Source organism: Streptomyces sp. NPDC002209 (assembly GCF_042890265.1).
Lineage (GTDB): Bacteria > Actinomycetota > Actinomycetes > Streptomycetales > Streptomycetaceae > Streptomyces.
Map to the genome: position 1 here is coordinate 78,585 of NZ_JBIARX010000006.1, position 17,077 is coordinate 95,661.

Here is a 17,077-nt window from a genome sequence, read left to right on the forward strand (position 1 = left end):
CGACCTCTTCGGTAGTGACCTCGCACGGTCCGGGGGAACCGCACAAGATCGACCGTAAGCACCCCCGGCCCGGCGTGCATTCGACCCATCGCATCCGCCAGCCGGAACCACCCGTGCGGCTCGCCCCTGCGGTTTCAGGCGTGCTGGGGTACCTCGGGCTTCAGCATCCCGCGCAGCGCGTCGCGGAACTCCTGGGTGTCCTCTTCGCCGTGTACGGCGACGGCGTGCTGGACGGCCGCCCCCATGACTTCGTCTTCCTCACCCGTGATGGTCAGGGTGCACCCGATGTCGCTGGGGTACTCCCTGCAGTCCATGACCTTGCGCATGACGCGCCTCCCTTCCACTCCCCACGATCCTCCGCTTCCCCACGCGGCGAAAGCCGGGCCCACGGGGAGGGGGAGGGGATGCGCCCGAGCCGCCGGGTACGGTCAGGGCCGGGGACCACCAGGGGGACGGGCCGGATGCGGCGAATCGCGGAAAGAAAACACTCGACACGGGCATCTCGTACGGGGCGTCTCGTCACGGCCGTCTTCGCGTCGCTGCTGGCGCTGTCCGTGGGGTGTTCGAACATCATGGAGCTCCCCTACACGCCGGAGCGGATGGATCCCGACCCGGCGCGCGCGAAGACGAGGCAGGTCTCCGCCCGCCTGCTGGAGATGGCCGGGGTCAAGGGCAAGGTCACCGAGCCCCGCACAGGCATGGGCTTCGTGGTCTGCGACGAGTACGGCCAAGACCTGTACGCCCTAGAGCACCGCTGGTCGGTGGGCGGCATGACCAGTGACCAGTACGACGCCGGCATGCAGAACCTGCGGAAGGCGCTGGGCGAGAACGGCTGGAAGATCAGCAAGGACGGCCCCGACGAGATCCGGGCCACGAACGAGACCGAACACTTCTTCGTGGAGGTCACCGCCCACACCGCGACGTTGGAGCCGACGCTCGACTTCTCCGTCGGCTCCCGCTGCTACCGCGCGGCCTCCCACGCCGCCGTCAACGCGGGCTGACGTCGCGCGCGTACGAGACGAAACCGGCCCAGGCCCGCGGCGTGAGCGCCAGCTGGGGCCCGTCGAGCACCTTGGAATCCCGCACGCGCACGGCCTCGGGGCACGCCGCCACCTCGACACAGGAGTCGCCTTCGCTGCCATCGCTGTAGCTGCTCTTGACCCACGCCACTTCGACGCAGTCGTTGATGTCGCTGCTACTGCTGTAACTGCTCTTGAACCAGTCCAGCTCGGCCTTGTGGATCATGTCTCTCCCAGCAGTTGCTCGACAAAGGCGCGCGACTCCCAGGGCGTCAGCGCCTGGGCCCGGAGCATGCCATACCGCAGGTCAAGGGTCCGGAGCCGCTTCGGGTCGGACACAGGGCGTCCGTTGAATGCTCCTTCGGAGCGTCCCACCGCCGTACCGTCAGCGAACTTCAGCAGCTCGATCCGACCTTCCATTCCCGCGTGGCCTTCACGACCCATCGGCATCACCTGAAGAGTCACGTTCCGCAACTCGGTTAGTTCCAATAGGCGTTCGAGCTGTCCACGCATGACCATTGTGCCTCCGATCGGGCGGCGAAGGCTTGCCTCTTCCTGGACGAATCCGAGCGTCGGCGCAGGCACCCGCTCGAAGATCGACATGCGAGCCATGCGTCCGGCGACTCCGCGTTCGACCTCGTCGCGTGAGTAGGAGGGCTGCCTCATCTCGAACAGCGCACGCGCATAGTCCTCGGTCTGCAGAAGGCCGTGCAGGCCCTGAATGGTGAAGGCACCGACCTCGACGGCCAGGGCCTCCATCTTGGCCAGGTCCCGGACTTTCTTCGGGTATCGAACCCGCCCGAGGTCCTCCCGCATGGCCCGGATCAGGCCGCCGGCCTTGAGCGCGTCGTCGACCTTGTCCAAGTACTCCGGCTTGGCGATCCGCTTGCCGCCCTCGACCTTGTAGATCAGGGCCTCGCCGTACTGGATCACCGCCGCGAGGTCGCCGACCCGCATCCCCAGCGCTTCCCGCCTCGCCCGCATCTGACGGCCGAGCGCCGCGACCACCGCCGCGCCCTGTTCGTCCTCGGGGTCCACGGACCAGCTGTGCTCTTCCGTACCGTCACTGTCCACGCCCATGCGCACCCACCTCCTCAACGCGCCTTACCCGTCACTCGCGTTGAGGCAGTCCCGACAGCTTTGGACAAAGTCGTGGACATGCGTGCGGACCGCTCGCGCAGGCGGGTCGCGCCCGGGCGCGACCCGGCGCGTCACGACGCTTTCTTTGGAAGTACCGGGAGAAAGAACTCCTGCCCTGCCCCTCCAGCCTCCCCGGCGCGCCGCTCACTCACACGGGTGAATCGACCCAACTCGACTGGATTACATGGCAGTTGCCTGGCACATGCTCGCCCCGACAAACTCCAGACATAGGACGGCCCCCGCCGGGACGGCAATCCCAGTGCGAGGGCCTGACCACGAGAAGGATCCAACTTCCCGATGGCTTTCCAGCACTCTAACGCTCCCTCGCCCGCCGCGTACGGCGTTCAACACGCCAACGTCCGGCAGACCCGGAATTTCACCGTCGTCAGCAACGACCTGATCCGGCATCCCCACTTGTCGATGAACGCGCGAGCCCTCGCCTCGTACATCCAGTCGGTGCCCCGTGGCACCCCGGTCGGCATCAAAGCCCTGGCCAGGCAGCTGCCCCTCGGCGAGAAGGCGATCGCCAAGGCGCTGGGCGAGCTGGAGGCGTACGGGTACCTGCGGCGGCTCCAGGAGAAGCTCCCGGACGGGCGGATCGTCACCCGTACGGTGTTCTGCAACGCCCCGAAGGCCGTCACCCGGCCGGACCCGAACCCCGCACCGCAGCCCGAGCCGAAGCCCGGACCCGAGCCCGACGCGGAACCGGAATCCGACCCCGACGCGGGACCCGACCCGGGACCGGAGCCCCGAACGGAGCCGGCGCCCGGACCGGCCCCCGACCCCGCACCGGATCCGGAGCCCGGTCCGGCACCCCGGCAGCCGTCCCCGCCCGCGAAACCCCGGGCCGCGTCCCTCCCGGCGCCCCGCAACCCACACAACCCGGCCCGCCGTCAGCTGGCCGAGGAGGTCTTGGCGGAACTCCGCCGGGCCGACCCCCGCCTGCTCCTCGGCGCCCGGGACGTCCAACGCCTCGCGGGCGGCGTCGAGGCCTGGCTGGAGCGCGGCGCCACCCACCAAGCGGTGACCGACGCCCTCACCGCGAACCTCCCGGACCACCCCCGCAACCCACCGGGCCTGATCGCCCACCGCCTGACGACCCAGCTCCCGCCCCTCCTGCCACCTCTGGCCCGCAGAGAGCCGTCCGTCGTACCGGACCCCTTCCAGACCTGCGAGAAATGCGACCGCGCCTTCCGCGCCCCGGCTCCCGGCACCTGCAAGGGCTGCACCCCCGCATGACTGCGCAGGGGGGCGGGGCCACCCGTCGCGTGGCCCCGCCCCGTCCCGAGGGGGCGGCTACGCGTCCGACATCTTCGGCATCTCGCCGGTCGTCTTCGACATGTCGATGACCGCGAAGGCCGCGCCCTGCTGGTCCGTCAGCGCAGCGAAACGGCCGAAGGGGCTGTCCATCGGGCCGAAGTGGAGGGTGCCGCCGAGCTTCTTCGCCTTGGCCACCGCCTCATCGCAGTCCGGGACCCCGAAGTAGACCTGGACGTACGAGGGAATCTCGGGCGGGAATTCCTTGCCCATGTTCATCCGGCCGAGGACCGGGTTCTCCTTGCCGCCGACGCTGTAGATCTTGTAGTCCATCCCGGCCATCTCGGGGTCGTCGCCGGGCTCCATCTTCTGGGCGCCGTACGGGAAGACCTTCGGGAGGAACCCGTCCACCTTGCCGACGTCCCGGCTGAAGACCTCCGCCCAGGCGTACGCACCCGGCTCGCCGACCTTCTCGAAGCCCCTGTGCTCGCCGGGCTGCCAGACGCCGAAGACCGCGCCGCTGGGCTCCTTGGCGATGGCCATCGTGCCGAAGGTGCCGACCTGCATCGGCTCCATCATCAGCTCGCCGCCGGCCGACTTGATCTTCTCGGCGGTGGCCGCCGCGTCGGGCGAGGCGAAGTACAGACACCACTGCGACGGCGCCTCACCGCCCGGCATCGGCGGGACGACGGCCGCCACGGCCTTGCCGTCGGAGTACGCCTGCGTGTAGTTGCCGTACTCGCTGGAGGCTTCACCGAAGGTCCATCCGAGCACGTCGGAGTAGAAGGTCTTGGCGCCCTCCACGTCCTTGAACATCGCGTCCACCCAGCACGGAGCGCCTTCCGGGAACTCAGCCATGATCGATCGACTCCTGTGTCGTGTCGTCTGTCCGTGGTCTGTCGTCGTGTTTGTGTCGTGGGTCGCGTTTTGCGCGGTTCTCACGCTAGGGCCACGGTGCGGCGACCGCGCGGGGAACGCGGCCACGCGGGACGCTGGGTCCATGGACATCACGATGCGGCTGGCCCAGCAGCCGGAGGCCGACGAGCTCCTCGGCCGCAGCCCGCTCGCCGCGCTCGTCGGCATGCTGCTGGACCAGCAGGTGCCGATGGAGTGGGCGTTCTCGGGGCCGTACACGATCGCCACGCGGATGGGGTCGGACGATCTGGACGCCCATGCCATCGCCGCCCAGGACCCCGAGGCCTTCGCCGCGCTGCTCTCCGAGAAGCCGGCCGTGCACCGCTACCCGGGGTCGATGGCGAAGCGGGTGCAGCAGCTGTGCGCGTACATCGTGGAGCACTACGACGGGGACGCGGAGGCGATCTGGCGCGGCGTGGGGACCGGGGACGAGCTGCTGAAGCGGCTCAAGGAGCTGCCCGGGTTCGGCGAGCAGAAGGCCCAGATCTTCCTGGCCCTGCTCGGCAAACAGCTGGGCGTGCGCCCCAAGGGGTGGCGCGAGGCGGCCGGCGGCTACGGCCCGGCGAACGTCTACCGCTCGGCGGCCGACATCACCGGGCCGGAGTCCCTGGCCAAGGTGCGGGCGCACAAGCAGGAGATGAAGGCCGCAGCCAAGGCCGCCAAGGCGGAGAAGAACGTCGACTGACCGGGACCGACCGGAAATTGACCGGGAATCTTCGGCGTAAATTGGCCCCTGTCACCGGTCAAAGGACCCCGTAGATTCATGGTCATGACGAACGAGAAGAACGAGATCCTGACCCGCGCCGCCACCGCCGAGACCATCACCGACGGCCCCGGCAGCGTCATCACCCTGCTCACCGACACCGCCGAACTCACCTGCAACACCGCCACCTTCGACGAGGGCGCGGCCGGCGCCCCCGTCCACTTCCACACCAAGGCGACCGAGTTCTTCCACGTCACCGCCGGGCGGCTCGACGTACTCGTCGGCGACGAGGTCAAGACCCTCACCGCCGGGGACTTCCTGTCCGTCCCGGCGGGCGTGAAGCACGCCTTCGCGCCCTCCCCGGGGCACACGGCGAGCGTCTTCGTCGGCTTCACGCCCGGCATGGGCCGCTTCGACTACTACCGGCTGCTCGGCCGGGTCCGCGCGGGCGAGGCCACCGTCCAGGACATCATCGACAGCCAGCCCACGTACGACAACCACTACGCGGAGAGCGACGCCTGGGCCGGCCGCCTGCGCAGCGCCGACGCGTAGACCTCGTCCGCGTCGAGGCGCCGCAGCTCCTCCGCGATCAGCTCGGCCTTGCTGCGGATCTTCAGGGCCACCTTGCGGTCGGGGCCGCCCGGCAGGATCAGCGTGGCCAGCGCCCCGTCGGGACGGTTCACCACGATCTCCCCCGCGGTGCTCTCCAGCCGGACCCGCGTGATCACCGGTCCGTCCGTGGTGACCCGCTCCACCGGCACCCCCAGGCGGTCCTCGAGCCAGCGGGCCAGCAGCTCGGCGCTCGGGTTGTCGGCCTCGCTCTCCACCGCCCCGCCCGTCACCGGCAGCGGCTTCTGGTCCATCGCGGCGGCCAGCAGCGCCCGCCACGGCGTCAGCCGGGTCCACGCGAGATCGGTGTCCCCCGGGGCGTACGAGGCACCCCGCTCGTCCAGTACCGCGACCGGGTCGGCGGCGGCCTCCGCGTCGGTGATCCGGCGCTGCGCCAGCGCGCCCAGCGGGTCCCGCGCCGGGTCGGCGGGGGCATCGCCCGGCCACCACACCACCACCGGCGCGTCCGGCACCAGCAGCGGGAGGACCACGGAGCCCGCCTGCTCGGTGAGCGCGCCGTGCAGGCGCAGCAGCACGATCTCCCCGGTCCCGGCGTCCGAGCCGACCCGCAGCTCGGCGTCCAGCCGGGTCTGGCGCAGCTTCTGCGGGCCGCGCGAGGTGCGCTTGATCACCGCGATGATGCGGCACGGGTGTTCGCGCGAGGCCTCCGAGGCCGCGCGGACGGCGTCGTACGCGTTCTCCTCGTCGGTGGCGATGACGAGCGTCAGCACCAGGCCCATCGTGGGACTGCCGATGGCCCGGCGGGCCTCGAGCAGGGCCCGGTCGATCTTGCTGGACGTGGTGTCGGTGAGTTCGGTCCGCATGGGGCGAAGTCTGTCAGCGACGGCGCCTTCCGGGGCACCCGGCTGCGGATCCGGTCATCGGATCCGTCACCTGCGCCGCTTCGCCGTCCCGAAGATCGACCGTGAGATCTCCCGCCCCAGCTGGGTCCCGACCGAGCGGGCCAGTGAGCGGAACAGCCCGCTCCCCACCACCTGCTCGGCCAGCGAAGGCTCGGGCTTCGGTGCGCCGCGCGCCCCCTTCGCGGCCTCCTTGGCCTGCTTCTCGGCCTGCTTCTCGGCCGCCGCCTCGGCCGCGGCCGCCTCCGCAGCCGCCTCGGCCGCAGCCTGCTCGGCGCTGATCTTCTCGTACGCCGACTCGCGGTCCACCGCCTGCGCGTACCGCGCGTAGAGGGGCGAGGACTTCACCGCCGTGTCCAGGGCCGCCGCGTCGATCGGGCCCATCAGCGACTGCGGGGCGCGCAGCCGGGTCGCCGCCACCGGGGTCGGGGCGCCCTTCTCGCTGAGTACGGTGATCACCGCCTCGCCCGTCCCGAGCCCGGTCAGCAGCTCCTCCAGGTCGTACGGGGAGTTGGGGAAGGTCTTCACGGTGGCCTTCAGCGCCTTCGCGTCGTCCGGGGTGAAGGCGCGCAGCGCGTGCTGCACCCGGTTGCCGAGCTGCGCGAGGACGTCAGCCGGCACGTCCTTGGGGGTCTGCGTCACGAAGAAGACGCCGATGCCCTTCGAGCGGATCAGCCGGACCGTCTGCGTGATGGACTCCAGGAAGGCCTTGGAGGCGCCGTTGAACAGCAGGTGCGCCTCGTCGAAGAAGAAGACGAGCTTGGGCCGTTCCAGGTCGCCGACTTCCGGCAGGTCGGTGTAGAGGTCGGCCAGCAGCCACATCAGGAACGTGGAGAACAGCTGCGGCTTGTCCTGGACCGCCGGGAGTTCCAGTACGGAGACCAGCCCGCGCCCGTCGGGGGCCGTGCGCAGGAATTCGCCGGTGTCGAACTCCGGCTCCCCGAAGAACTCCGCGGCGCCCTGCTGCTCGAACGCGGTCAGGGCGCGCAGGATCACCCCGGCCGTCACCGTGGACAGCCCGCCGATGCCCTTGAGCTCGGCTTTCCCCTGGTCGGAGACGAGGAACGCGACGACGGCCCGCAGGTCCTTGAGGTCGATCAGCTCCAGTCCCTTGGAGTCGGCGTAGTGGAAGATCAGGCCGAGCGACTGCTCCTGGGTCTGGTTGAGCCGGAGCACCTTCGACATCAGCACCGGGCCGAAACTCGTCACGGTGGCCCGCAGCGGAATGCCGGGCCCGATCCCGCCCAGCGAATAGAACTCGCCGGGGAATCCGGTGGGCTCCCACTCCTGGGCGACTTCCTTCGCCCGTTCCGCGATCCTCTCGCTGGGCGTGCCCGGGGCCGAGATCCCGCAGACGTCCCCTTTGACGTCGGCGAGGAACACCGGGACGCCGCCCGCCGACAGCTGCTCGGCGATGAGCTGGAGGGTCTTCGTCTTGCCGGTGCCCGTGGCGCCCGCGACCAGGCCGTGGCGGTTGAGCATCGACAGCGGGATGCGGATCTGCCGGTCCGGCAGGCAGGCGCCTTCCCAGAGCAGGGCACCCAGTTCGAGCGCGGGTCCGGTGAAGGCGTACCCGGCGGCGATCTGGTCGGCCGCAGACGCAGGGTCGGTGCTCTCGCTCATGCATCACTCCCGAAATAGCCCTGTCTGCCACTTTTGCACCGGCTTAGCGAGGCTGCGCCCGCAGGCACCGGCCCGGTAGGCTTTCCGTGTGATCTTCAAGCGCATCGGAAACGGGCGGCCGTACCCCGACCACGGCAGGGAAACCACCCGGCAGTGGGCGGATGTCGCCCCGCGCCCGGTCCGGCTCGACCAGTTGGTGACGACCAAGGGACAACTGGACCTCGAGACGCTGCTGGCCGAGGACTCGACGTTCTACGGGGACCTCTTCGCCCACGTCGTGAAGTGGCAGGGCGACCTGTACCTGGAGGACGGTCTGCACCGCGCCGTGCGCGCGGCCCTGCAGCAGCGCCAGGTGCTGCACGCCCGCGTCCTCGAAATGGACTACTGAGGCCGGGAGCTCCCCGCAGGCGCCACCGGGGCGGGGCCTGAGCACTGCACGTCCCGCTTCGCGCAAATTGCGCCTTTCGGGTCGGTCTTGCCCTATCAACAGATCATTTGGTGGGCATCGGCAGCGGGCGGTATTACGCTGCGCCCATGAGCATGCTCACTCCCCCCGGCATGGGCGGAAAGTACCGCGTCACGGGAGCGGCCTATCCCCGCATGAGCCGCCCCCGGCGGCGTCGGCGGATCGTCCTCACCGTGCTCGGAGCAGTCCTCGGTCTCGCCCTGCTGGGCTACGGAACCCTGCAGCTCATGAACGTGTTCCGCGGCGGGAGCGGCAAGCCCGTCGCGGCCGGCAAGGACTGCGCGACCCCGAAGCCCAGGGCGGGCGCCGCGGCGGCCGCCACCGCCGCCGCCGCCGCCAAGCCGGCCGTGGCACTGCCCCAGCCCGGCGAGATCACGGTCAACGTCTACAACGCGACCCCGCGCGCGGGCCTCGCCAAGGCGGTCGCCGACGAGCTGAAGAAGCGCGGCTTCACCGTCGCCAACGTCGGCAACGCCCCCGCCGACTTCGACAAGAAGGTCCCCGGGACGGGGATACTCCTCGGCTCGCCCAAGACCGACAAGGCGGCCTTCTCCGTACTGGGCACGCAGCTCGAGGGCGATACGCAGCAGACCGACGCCCGCGAGGGCGCCGACATCGACCTGATCCTCGGCGACGCCTTCAAGGAGCTCAGCCCGAAGGAGGCGGCGGACAAGGAGCTGTACCTGCTGGCCAACCCCCAGCCCGCGCCCGCCAAGACCTGCTGACCCCCTGACGCGAACAGCCGGCCGCCGAGAAGGCGGCCGGCTGTCGGCATTACGGGTACGGGACCGTCGGCGGTCGGTACGGGTCCTACTCGGCCGAGCCGTACATGCGGTCGCCCGCGTCGCCCAGGCCCGGCACGATGTAGCCGTGCTCGTTGAGCCGCTCGTCCACCGCGGCCGTCACGACCGTCACCGGCGTGCCCGCGAGGTCGCGCTCCATGACCTCGACGCCCTCGGGCGCGGCCAGCAGCACCACGGCGGTGACGTCGTCGGCGCCGCGCTTGATCAGTTCCTGGATCGCCGCGACGAGCGTGCCGCCGGTGGCGAGCATCGGGTCGACGACGTAGACCTGCCGCCCGGAGAGGTCCTCCGGCATGCGCGTCGCGTACGTGGATGCCTCGAGGGTCTCCTCGTTGCGGACCATGCCCATGAAGCCCACCTCGGCGGTCGGCAGGAGCCGCATCATGCCGTCCAGCATGCCCAGACCGGCGCGCAGGATCGGCACGACCAGCGGGCGCGGGTGCGAGAGCTTCACGCCGGTGGTCGGGCCGACCGGCGTGACGATGTCGGCCTGCTCGGTGCGCACGTCGCGGGTGGCCTCGTACGCGAGGAGGGTCACCAGCTCGTCGGCGAGCCGACGGAAGGTGGGGGAGTCGGTGCGCTTGTCGCGCAGGGTGGTCAGTTTGTGCGCCACCAAGGGGTGATCGACGACCTGCAAACGCACAACATCCTCCAAGGCTCAGCTGCCGGGTTTCGACCTGCGACCTGCAAAAACGGTCGCACTTTTTCGCGACCCACGGTCAAAAGGCTACGCGGTGTGCGCACCCCTGTGCGTACGAACCGGCGCAGGCGCCTCCGGCCGGGCCTGCGGATGCGACCCGCCCGGACGCCCAGCACGCTGGACGGATGAGCAATGCACCGGTGGTCGCGGCGGTCGACGGATCCGATCACAGCCTCCGGGCGCTGGAATGGGCCCGGACCGCGGCCCTGCGCCACCGCACCGGCCTCGTCGTCGCGCACGTGCTGCCCGACACCGCCCAGCTGTACGCGGCGCGCCGCTCCTCCCTCGCCGACCCCTCGCAGCCGGAGGAGTACGCCGACCCCGTCGGCGAGCGGGTACGGGGCATCCTGGCCGAGGCCCCCGAACTGCCGGAGCAGGTGCGGTACGACGCGCTGGAGGGCTCCGTGCCCGAGGCCCTGCGGGTGAGCGGGGAGGACGCCCTGATGCTGGTGATGGGCTCCCGGGGCCGCGGCGGCTTCGCGGCCCTGATGCTCGGCTCGAACAGCCGCGCCCTGGCCTCGTCGGCGGCGTGCCCGGTGGTGGTGGTCCCGCACGCGGCGCGGAGCGCGCCGGCCGAGGCGTCCGAGCCGGCCGAGCCGTCCGCCGGCGCCGCGGGATCTGCCGGATCTGCCGATTCCGCCGCTTCCGCCGGGCGGGTGGTGCTCGGCCTGCACGCCGCGGAGACCGCGGACGACGTCCTGGCCTTCGCCTTCACGGAAGCGGCCGCACGGGGGACCACCGTCCAGGTGGTCTCGGCGTACGCGATCCCGCCGGCGCCGACGCTGGTGATGGACAGCCCCTTCCAGGTGATTCCGCCGGAGGGGCTGGCCGACGACGGGGACGCGGTACCGGCGGAGCGGGAGATGCTGCGCTCCCAGACGGAGCGGCTGGTGCCGTTCCGGGCCCGGTGGCCGCAGGTGCGGGTGGAGCAGGCGGCGGTCCCGGGCGACCCGGCGGAGCGTCTGGTGACGGCCTCCCGGTCGGCGGCCCTCGTGGTGGTGGGCCGCCACCACCCGCGGCGCAGCGTCGGGCACCTGATGATCGGCTCGGTGGCCCACGCGGTGCTCCACCACGCGCACGGCCCGGTGGCGGTGGTCCCCACCCTGTCGGACGACTCGTAACCCTTCTGAGCTGCGACGGGGTGGCATCAATCGGCCCGTCCGGGGGAAGGTGGGGTGCGGGGGGTCTGCTTCGCGCCGGCGGAGGAGGACGACCGGACCAGCCTGGGGTGGTGGCCGATGCCCGACACGCAGCCGAGCCGGGAGAACGACGCGCCGGAGACCGCGGCGCAGCGCCGAGCGCGCCGAGCGCAGTTCCTGCGCGACCTGATGGAGGCGCGGGCCCTGCGCGACCGCGTACAGCCCCGCCGCGCCCGCGCCGCCCGCATGCGCCAGCAGATGCGCATGCGCACCTTCCGCTGGTGAACCCGGCTGGTGAACCCGGCCCCGCCGGGCAGAATCCGGCCCCGCCGGCGTTTGAGGCGCGGGGGCGCGGGGGCAGAGCCCCCGACAACGGCGCCGCGCCGATGGGTCCGACGGGATCCCGGGCGGCCCCGCAGGCCCGCCCCGCAGCCCCTGTACACCCCCCGCGGCAAGCGGCACGGCACGACGCAAGCGCGGAAGACCTCTCGCAAAGCCGCCGTTTCTGCCACGATGCCGATTGGGCGGGGCACGAAACGGCGAGCAGGACAGCCGTTCCAACCCTTCCCACCTCCGGCCGGGGGGACCTCCAACCGGCACGCCTATGACCAGTGGGAGAGTCACGGTGTATTTCGCCGCACTGCTCGCGCGCACCGAAGACGGGTGGGAAGCGAGCGACATGGAACTCGACGACGTCGAGTCCCTCAGTGATCTGATCGATCTCGCCCGTGCCGCCGCTGTCGACGACGACACGGTGGTCGCCCTCATCGAGCAGGAGGACGCCTGGTTCGGCGTCGTCCGCGTGGACGGCGAGGAGGACCCGCGGTACTTCGTGTCGAACGCCTCCGCGGCCTCCCGCAGCTCCTACGGCTCGATGCTGACCGACGAGCTGCTGGGCAGCGACGAGGAGGACGACGAACTCGACGAACTGGACCTGGACGGCACCGAGGACGGCGAGGAGGACACGATCGCCGCGTTCACCGACACCGATGACGACGGGGACGAGGAGGACTCGCCCGGCGCGGAACCGGTACCGGCCGGCCCGCTCGGCGACCCCCGACTGCTGGACGACCTCGGCGTCAGCCACAAACAACTGATGACCCTCGACGGGGACGCCCTCTCGGAGATCGCCGATTCCCTCGGCGCCACCGAGGTGCTGGAGGCCGTCCGCTAGTGATCACCACGCACCACCCCATGCACGGCCCCGATCCCGTACGGGACCCGTGGCGGGACTCCATGCGCCTGGCGCTCCAGGAGGCCGCCCGGGCGGTGCCGGCCGGCGACGTGCCGGTCGGCGCCGTCGTGCTGGGCCCGGACGGGGAGCTCCTCGCCACCGGGTACAACGAGCGCGAGGCCACCGGCGACCCCACGGCGCACGCCGAAGTGGTGGCGCTGCGCCGGGCGGCCGCCCGGCGCGGGGAATGGCGGCTCGCGGGATGCACCCTCGTGGTGACCCTGGAGCCGTGCGTGATGTGCGCGGGCGCGCTCGTGCAGTCGCGGGTGGCCCGGGTCGTCTACGGCGCCGACGACGAGAAGGCGGGAGCCGCGGGGTCGCTCTGGGACCTCGTACGGGACCGCAGGCTCAACCACCGTCCGGAAGTGGTCCGCGGCGTGCTCGCCGAGGAATGCGCGCGGCAGCTCACGGACTTCTTCCGCGACCTCTGAGGCGCCCCGGGGCACCGATTTCATTTGATGCGGATCCGTAGGCTAGGATCCATCTCGGTAGTGTGTCCGAGTGGCCGAAGGAGCTCGCCTCGAAAGCGAGTATGGGGCAACCCATCGGGGGTTCAAATCCCTCCACTACCGCTTCGACCGGAAGCCCCGCCCCGCAAGGGACGGGGCTTCCGGCGTGTCCGGGGCAGGTCCGGCGCACCCGGCACCCGGCACCCGGCACCCGGCGCACTCGGCCCGCCCGGCGCACCCCGACGCGTCTTTACGGATGACGGCCGCGTGACCGGGCGCCCGCTCGGCCGTTGTCACGGCATGACCAAGACCCAGCGCATGCTCGCCGCCTTCGCCCTCGCGGGGGCCGCCGCGGGCCTCGCCGCACCGGCCGCCTCCGCCGCCCCCGCGGCCCCGATCACCCTCCCGGACCTGCCGCAGGCCGCCCCGGGCATGCCGCAGGGGGCCACGCCCGGCTCCGTCCAGGAGATCGGCTCGAAGCTCAACGAGCTGGACAAGCTCGGCCGGCTGATGGACCTGCCGAACCAGCTGTCGCCCGTGATCGCCCCCGTGGAGCCCGTCCTGGGCCTGCTCGGCGCCATCCAATAGCCGCAGCGGCAGCCGGTACGGGACGGTCCGCACCCCCTGGTACCTCGAAGGCCCCGACCGGGGTCGGGGCCTTCGAGGTACGGGGGAAGTGGCATCGGGGGGACAATCCACTTCCCCCGACGAGGACGGAACCTGCCAGTCCGGGCCGCAGTCAGGGGGAAGCTCGCAGCCCGGACCCCGCAGTGAGGTCCTGTCCCTCGCCCACCGGTTTCCTGCCAGAACCGGTGGGCTCGTCTTCCATCCTGCGCCACCCGCGGCCGCCCGCCCGGCGGCAAAGGACCCGGACCACCGGGTCATTGGTCCATAAAGGCCTGGTGAGTGTGCGAACCCGGCCGGATAGACTCACCCGACTGCGCAGGACCGGTTGGGGAGGCCGACACCGCTCATGGACACCAAGAAGATGATCACGGGTGGGCTCGTCGTATTCGTGCTCTTCGTGATCATCACCCAGCCGGTGAAGGCGGCCGACATCGTGAAAATAGGCTTCCAAGGCATATCGGACGCGGCCCACGGCATCGGCGCGTTCATGACCGAATTGGTGCGCTGAACCCGTACGCTGACGCGGCTTCCGGACTGACCGGCCCCCCACTCCGACGGGTGGGGGGCTTTTGCGTTCCCGCACCCCCCGTGATGGCCCTATCCAAAACACCCCATTATGCCCAACTTGCCCTCAACACGGCGATATACGGTGCTTGCACACAGTGCACATGTCTTGTGATGCTATGACCGCTTTTGACGGATGAGTTGATACATGAAGGGGTGGCGTGACCGTGCCGGCCAGTACTGCGCCTCAGGTGCCACCCCAGCAGGACCCCCAGCACGGCCCGGAGCACGAGGCGCCGCGCGGCCCGAAGGACGCCCCGCACGCCCCTCGGCACGACACCGCGCGCGACGCCCAGCCGGACTCCCAGGTCCCGACCCAGCAGGACCCCCCGCAAGAGCCTCCAGCGGCCCCGAGACCGCAGAGCCGGGGCGCGGACACCCGAGCCCTCACCCAGGTCCTGTTCGGGCAGCTGAAGGGCCTTCAGCCGGGCACGAGCGAGCACCACCGGGTGCGCGGGGCCCTCATCGAGGCGAACCTTCCGCTCGTCCGGTACGCGGCCGCCCGCTTCCGCAGCCGCAACGAGCCGATGGAGGACGTGGTCCAGGTCGGCACCATCGGCCTCATCAACGCGATCGACCGGTTCGACCCCGACCGCGGTGTGCAGTTCCCGACCTTCGCGATGCCGACCGTCGTGGGCGAGATCAAGCGGTACTTCCGCGACAACGTCCGCACCGTCCACGTGCCGCGCCGGCTCCACGAGCTGTGGGTCCAGGTGAACGCCGCCACCGAGGACCTCACCACCCTGCACGGGCGCACACCGACCACGGCCGAGATCGCCGAGCGGCTGCGCATCACCGAGGACGAGGTGCTGTCCTGCATCGAGGCCGGGCGCAGCTACCACGCCACCTCGCTCGAGGCCGCCCAGGAGGGCGACGGGCTGCCGGGCCTGCTGGACCGCCTCGGCTACGAGGACCCCGAGCTGGCCGGGGTCGAACACCGGGACCTCGTACGGCACCTGCTCGTACAACTGCCCGAACGTGAACAAAGGATCCTGCTGCTGCGGTACTACAACAATCTGACGCAGTCGCAGATCAGCGCCGAGCTCGGGGTGTCGCAGATGCACGTGTCCCGGCTGCTCGCCCGCAGCTTCGCCCGGCTCCGGTCCGCAAACAGGATCGAGGCGTAGCTGAAACGGGTGGAGATCGTTCCTCCGTTTCCCATGGAATGGGCTCATTCCGCTCTGTCGCTGGAGATATATGTCGACTTGGCGCTACAGCGCGTTGCCGACATGTGACATTCTGCTTGAACCGCGTTTGCCGCAGCCCCGCCTCCGGTATTCAGGTGGAGGCTGCGTTCCTCCGACGGGCGCGCCGTACGCGACCGTCCGCGACCTCAAGGGGGTGGCATGTCCGTAGACCAGGGCAGCTCCAAGGTGCTCACGCTCGTCAAGAGCCCTGCGCCGACAGCACCTGCAGCGTCTGACCGCTCGGAAGCCATCGACACCCGCACCCTCTCCCGCTCCCTCTTCCAGCGACTTGCCGCCCTGGACGCGGACAGCCCCGAACGGGCGTACGTACGCGACACCCTGATCGAGCTGAACCTGCCCCTGGTGCGGTACGCCGCCGCTCGCTTCCGCAGCCGGAACGAGCCGATGGAGGACATCGTCCAGGTCGGCACGATCGGCCTGATCAAGGCGATCGACCGGTTCGACTGCGAACGCGGCGTGGAGTTCCCGACGTTCGCGATGCCGACCGTCGTGGGAGAGATCAAACGATTCTTTAGGGACACCTCCTGGTCCGTGCGCGTCCCGCGCCGGCTCCAGGAACTGCGCCTCGCCCTCACCAAGGCCAGCGACGAGCTCGCCCAGAAGCTCGACCGCTCGCCGACCGTGCCGGAACTGGCCGCGGTGCTCGGAGTGTCGGAGGAGGACGTCGTCGACGGCCTCGCCGTCGGCAACGCGTACACCGCCTCCTCGCTCGACTCGCCCTCCCCCGAGGACGAGGGCGGCGAGGGCTCCCTCGCGGACCGCCTCGGCTACGAGGACACCGCGCTCGAGGGCGTCGAGTACCGCGAGTCGCTGAAGCCGCTGCTCGCCAAACTCCCGCCCCGGGAGCGGCAGATCATCATGCTGCGGTTCTTCGCGAACATGACGCAGTCGCAGATCGGCGAGGAGGTCGGCATCTCCCAGATGCACGTCTCGCGGCTGCTCACGCGCACGCTGGCGCAGCTCCGGGTGGGCCTGATCGGCGAATAGCCGCCGCACCGGGGGTTCCCATCTGACCCACAGTCAGTCAAACTGCCGCGATGCTGCGCAGGGAACGCCGAGCCCTCACCGTCCTCACGCTGCCCGTACTGGCCGCCGCATGCCTGACCGGGTGCGGCGGCCCGGCACGTGACGGCTACGCCGCCGCGGGCGCCGTCGCCCCCGGCCCGGAGCGCCGCGCGGGCGACAACGTCGCGCCCCAGGCGCCGGTGGAGTTCCAGCAGCTGGCCGGAACCCCTTCCTCCACCACGAGTACGTCGGCCGGTGCCCCGGATTCGCAGAGTCCTGCCGCCTCCGCCCGGAGCGGAGCCACGACCACCCCGCCCGGGACGACACCTCCGGGGACGACCCCGCCGAGGACGGCCTCGCCGCCGCAGCCCCCGCCCGGGGCGAGCCCGACCGCCCCGGCCCCGGGAACCCCGGCACCCAAGCCGGGGACGACACCGCCGGCCACCCCGGCGAGGCTGACCCTGAGCCCGCCGACCCGCACCCCGGCGGCCGACCGCTGGTGCGAGGAGGTCACGGTGGCGTTCACCAACACCGGGACGACACCGGCCCGTTCGGGCACGGTGTCCTTCGCGACGCACATCATCGGGGCCCTCGGCATCGACTGGGCCACGATCACCACGGCCCAGCCCCTGCCGGCCCCGATCCCGGGCGGCACGACGAAGACGCAGACCTACACGGTCTGCGTCGAATCCTGGCGGGTCCCCCTGGGCATGCACGTGGAAACCCGGACGGCGACGGCCACCTGGACCTGACGCG

At 71.0% G+C, this 17,077-nt stretch carries 22 protein-coding genes and 1 tRNA gene; 16 read left to right on the top strand and 7 right to left on the bottom strand.

Annotated elements, in window-relative coordinates; all coding sequences use genetic code 11:
- Nucleotides 1-134: 134 nt before the first annotated feature.
- Nucleotides 135-326: a DUF1059 domain-containing protein gene (locus ACFYXK_RS14180; protein ID WP_266627798.1), complete on the bottom strand. Its 192-nt coding sequence runs from the start codon at nt 324-326 to the stop codon at nt 135-137.
- Nucleotides 327-572: 246 nt separating this feature from the next.
- On the opposite strand from ACFYXK_RS14180, the gene ACFYXK_RS14185 reads away from it, so the two are divergent.
- On the top strand, nt 573-1,001 hold the full coding sequence (locus tag ACFYXK_RS14185; protein WP_389411393.1) for a hypothetical protein: 429 nt from the start codon (nt 573-575) through the stop codon (nt 999-1,001).
- On the opposite strand, the gene ACFYXK_RS14190 is transcribed toward ACFYXK_RS14185, so the two are convergent.
- Nucleotides 988-1,245 carry a DUF397 domain-containing protein gene (locus ACFYXK_RS14190; RefSeq protein ID WP_389411394.1) on the bottom strand — a complete coding sequence of 86 codons (258 nt, stop codon included), beginning with the start codon at nt 1,243-1,245 and terminating at the stop codon, nt 988-990. The genes ACFYXK_RS14185 and ACFYXK_RS14190 overlap by 14 nt on opposite strands.
- Complete coding sequence (locus ACFYXK_RS14195; RefSeq protein WP_389411395.1) at nt 1,242-2,099, bottom strand: helix-turn-helix domain-containing protein; 858 nt, start codon at nt 2,097-2,099, stop codon at nt 1,242-1,244. Before ACFYXK_RS14195 ends, ACFYXK_RS14190 begins: the two co-directional genes overlap by 4 nt.
- Before the next feature lie 357 nt (nt 2,100-2,456).
- On the opposite strand from ACFYXK_RS14195, the gene ACFYXK_RS14200 reads away from it, so the two are divergent.
- Nucleotides 2,457-3,398, top strand: coding sequence for a helix-turn-helix domain-containing protein (locus ACFYXK_RS14200; protein ID WP_389411396.1), 942 nt, complete (start codon nt 2,457-2,459; stop codon nt 3,396-3,398).
- 57 nt (nt 3,399-3,455) lie between these two features.
- Here the strand turns inward: ACFYXK_RS14200 and ACFYXK_RS14205 are convergent, their stop codons facing one another.
- Entirely contained in the window at nt 3,456-4,274 is an 819-nt protein-coding gene (locus ACFYXK_RS14205) for a VOC family protein (RefSeq protein ID WP_389411397.1), read from the bottom strand.
- A gap of 142 nt (nt 4,275-4,416) precedes the next feature.
- On the opposite strand from ACFYXK_RS14205, the gene ACFYXK_RS14210 reads away from it, so the two are divergent.
- Both ACFYXK_RS14210 and ACFYXK_RS14215 read left to right on the top strand, forming a co-directional pair.
- On the top strand, nt 4,417-5,016 hold the full coding sequence (locus ACFYXK_RS14210) for an HhH-GPD-type base excision DNA repair protein (protein ID WP_389411398.1): 600 nt from the start codon (nt 4,417-4,419) through the stop codon (nt 5,014-5,016).
- A 78-nt stretch (nt 5,017-5,094) separates the two neighbouring features.
- A complete protein-coding gene (locus tag ACFYXK_RS14215; protein ID WP_037634043.1) occupies nt 5,095-5,586 on the top strand; it encodes a cupin domain-containing protein in 492 nt (163 codons plus the stop codon).
- Here the strand turns inward: ACFYXK_RS14215 and opcA are convergent.
- Together opcA and ACFYXK_RS14225 are read right to left on the bottom strand one after the other, a co-directional pair.
- On the bottom strand, nt 5,535-6,467 hold the full coding sequence (gene opcA, locus ACFYXK_RS14220; RefSeq protein WP_389411399.1) for a glucose-6-phosphate dehydrogenase assembly protein OpcA: 933 nt from the start codon (nt 6,465-6,467) through the stop codon (nt 5,535-5,537). The genes ACFYXK_RS14215 and opcA overlap by 52 nt on opposite strands.
- A gap of 66 nt (nt 6,468-6,533) precedes the next feature.
- The gene (locus ACFYXK_RS14225; protein ID WP_389411400.1) at nt 6,534-8,126 is read right to left on the bottom strand and encodes a helicase HerA-like domain-containing protein; all 1,593 of its coding nucleotides are present in this window, start codon (nt 8,124-8,126) and stop codon (nt 6,534-6,536) included.
- 88 nt (nt 8,127-8,214) lie between these two features.
- Here ACFYXK_RS14225 and ACFYXK_RS14230 point away from each other — a divergent pair, with 88 nt between their 5' ends.
- On the top strand, nt 8,215-8,514 hold the full coding sequence (locus tag ACFYXK_RS14230) for a type II toxin-antitoxin system VapB family antitoxin (protein WP_030160221.1): 300 nt from the start codon (nt 8,215-8,217) through the stop codon (nt 8,512-8,514).
- 146 nt (nt 8,515-8,660) lie between these two features.
- Complete coding sequence (locus ACFYXK_RS14235) at nt 8,661-9,317, top strand: LytR C-terminal domain-containing protein (RefSeq protein ID WP_389411401.1); 657 nt, start codon at nt 8,661-8,663, stop codon at nt 9,315-9,317.
- An 85-nt stretch (nt 9,318-9,402) separates the two neighbouring features.
- On the opposite strand, the gene upp is transcribed toward ACFYXK_RS14235, so the two are convergent.
- Nucleotides 9,403-10,038 (bottom strand): uracil phosphoribosyltransferase, encoded by a 636-nt coding sequence (gene upp, locus ACFYXK_RS14240; protein ID WP_030160225.1) that lies wholly within the window; start codon nt 10,036-10,038, stop codon nt 9,403-9,405.
- A gap of 182 nt (nt 10,039-10,220) precedes the next feature.
- Between upp and ACFYXK_RS14245 the strand changes: the two genes are divergently transcribed.
- The 10 genes from ACFYXK_RS14245 to ACFYXK_RS14290 all read left to right on the top strand — a co-directional run bounded on the left by ACFYXK_RS14245 (nt 10,221) and on the right by ACFYXK_RS14290 (nt 17,073).
- Nucleotides 10,221-11,216 (top strand): universal stress protein, encoded by a 996-nt coding sequence (locus ACFYXK_RS14245; RefSeq protein ID WP_389411402.1) that lies wholly within the window; start codon nt 10,221-10,223, stop codon nt 11,214-11,216.
- 117 nt (nt 11,217-11,333) lie between these two features.
- A complete protein-coding gene (locus tag ACFYXK_RS14250) occupies nt 11,334-11,519 on the top strand; it encodes a hypothetical protein (RefSeq protein WP_030292405.1) in 186 nt (61 codons plus the stop codon).
- 340 nt (nt 11,520-11,859) lie between these two features.
- Nucleotides 11,860-12,408 carry a hypothetical protein gene (locus tag ACFYXK_RS14255; RefSeq protein ID WP_383507229.1) on the top strand — a complete coding sequence of 183 codons (549 nt, stop codon included), beginning with the start codon at nt 11,860-11,862 and terminating at the stop codon, nt 12,406-12,408.
- A 20-nt stretch (nt 12,409-12,428) separates the two neighbouring features.
- Nucleotides 12,429-12,899 (top strand): tRNA adenosine(34) deaminase TadA, encoded by a 471-nt coding sequence (gene tadA, locus ACFYXK_RS14260; RefSeq protein WP_389411652.1) that lies wholly within the window; start codon nt 12,429-12,431, stop codon nt 12,897-12,899.
- Between the two features lie 56 nt (nt 12,900-12,955).
- Nucleotides 12,956-13,040, top strand: a tRNA-Ser gene (locus ACFYXK_RS14265).
- A 177-nt stretch (nt 13,041-13,217) separates the two neighbouring features.
- Complete coding sequence (locus tag ACFYXK_RS14270; RefSeq protein ID WP_389411403.1) at nt 13,218-13,505, top strand: hypothetical protein; 288 nt, start codon at nt 13,218-13,220, stop codon at nt 13,503-13,505.
- Nucleotides 13,506-13,890: 385 nt separating this feature from the next.
- On the top strand, nt 13,891-14,052 hold the full coding sequence (locus ACFYXK_RS14275; protein ID WP_166663145.1) for a hypothetical protein: 162 nt from the start codon (nt 13,891-13,893) through the stop codon (nt 14,050-14,052).
- A gap of 217 nt (nt 14,053-14,269) precedes the next feature.
- Complete coding sequence (locus ACFYXK_RS14280; protein ID WP_389411404.1) at nt 14,270-15,235, top strand: RNA polymerase sigma factor SigF; 966 nt, start codon at nt 14,270-14,272, stop codon at nt 15,233-15,235.
- A gap of 219 nt (nt 15,236-15,454) precedes the next feature.
- A complete protein-coding gene (locus tag ACFYXK_RS14285; protein ID WP_383507220.1) occupies nt 15,455-16,303 on the top strand; it encodes an RNA polymerase sigma factor SigF in 849 nt (282 codons plus the stop codon).
- Between the two features lie 50 nt (nt 16,304-16,353).
- Nucleotides 16,354-17,073, top strand: coding sequence for a hypothetical protein (locus ACFYXK_RS14290; protein ID WP_389411405.1), 720 nt, complete (start codon nt 16,354-16,356; stop codon nt 17,071-17,073).
- The last annotated feature ends 4 nt before the right edge of the window (nt 17,074-17,077 follow it).

Bases quoted from the DNA above. Each gene is read 5' to 3' on its own strand.
- ACFYXK_RS14180 (WP_266627798.1), bottom strand. From the start codon at position 326: ATGCGCAAGGTCATGGACTGCAGGGAGTACCCCAGCGACATCGGGTGC.
- ACFYXK_RS14185 (WP_389411393.1), top strand. From the start codon at position 573: ATGGAGCTCCCCTACACGCCGGAGCGGATGGATCCCGACCCGGCGCGC.
- ACFYXK_RS14190 (WP_389411394.1), bottom strand. From the start codon at position 1,245: ATGATCCACAAGGCCGAGCTGGACTGGTTCAAGAGCAGTTACAGCAGT.
- ACFYXK_RS14195 (WP_389411395.1), bottom strand. From the start codon at position 2,099: ATGGGCGTGGACAGTGACGGTACGGAAGAGCACAGCTGGTCCGTGGAC.
- ACFYXK_RS14200 (WP_389411396.1), top strand. From the start codon at position 2,457: ATGGCTTTCCAGCACTCTAACGCTCCCTCGCCCGCCGCGTACGGCGTT.
- ACFYXK_RS14205 (WP_389411397.1), bottom strand. From the start codon at position 4,274: ATGGCTGAGTTCCCGGAAGGCGCTCCGTGCTGGGTGGACGCGATGTTC.
- ACFYXK_RS14210 (WP_389411398.1), top strand. From the start codon at position 4,417: ATGGACATCACGATGCGGCTGGCCCAGCAGCCGGAGGCCGACGAGCTC.
- ACFYXK_RS14215 (WP_037634043.1), top strand. From the start codon at position 5,095: ATGGTCATGACGAACGAGAAGAACGAGATCCTGACCCGCGCCGCCACC.
- opcA (WP_389411399.1), bottom strand. From the start codon at position 6,467: ATGCGGACCGAACTCACCGACACCACGTCCAGCAAGATCGACCGGGCC.
- ACFYXK_RS14225 (WP_389411400.1), bottom strand. From the start codon at position 8,126: ATGAGCGAGAGCACCGACCCTGCGTCTGCGGCCGACCAGATCGCCGCC.
- ACFYXK_RS14235 (WP_389411401.1), top strand. From the start codon at position 8,661: ATGAGCATGCTCACTCCCCCCGGCATGGGCGGAAAGTACCGCGTCACG.
- ACFYXK_RS14245 (WP_389411402.1), top strand. From the start codon at position 10,221: ATGAGCAATGCACCGGTGGTCGCGGCGGTCGACGGATCCGATCACAGC.
- ACFYXK_RS14250 (WP_030292405.1), top strand. From the start codon at position 11,334: ATGCCCGACACGCAGCCGAGCCGGGAGAACGACGCGCCGGAGACCGCG.
- tadA (WP_389411652.1), top strand. From the start codon at position 12,429: ATGCACGGCCCCGATCCCGTACGGGACCCGTGGCGGGACTCCATGCGC.
- ACFYXK_RS14270 (WP_389411403.1), top strand. From the start codon at position 13,218: ATGACCAAGACCCAGCGCATGCTCGCCGCCTTCGCCCTCGCGGGGGCC.
- ACFYXK_RS14275 (WP_166663145.1), top strand. From the start codon at position 13,891: ATGGACACCAAGAAGATGATCACGGGTGGGCTCGTCGTATTCGTGCTC.
- ACFYXK_RS14285 (WP_383507220.1), top strand. From the start codon at position 15,455: ATGTCCGTAGACCAGGGCAGCTCCAAGGTGCTCACGCTCGTCAAGAGC.
- ACFYXK_RS14290 (WP_389411405.1), top strand. From the start codon at position 16,354: ATGCTGCGCAGGGAACGCCGAGCCCTCACCGTCCTCACGCTGCCCGTA.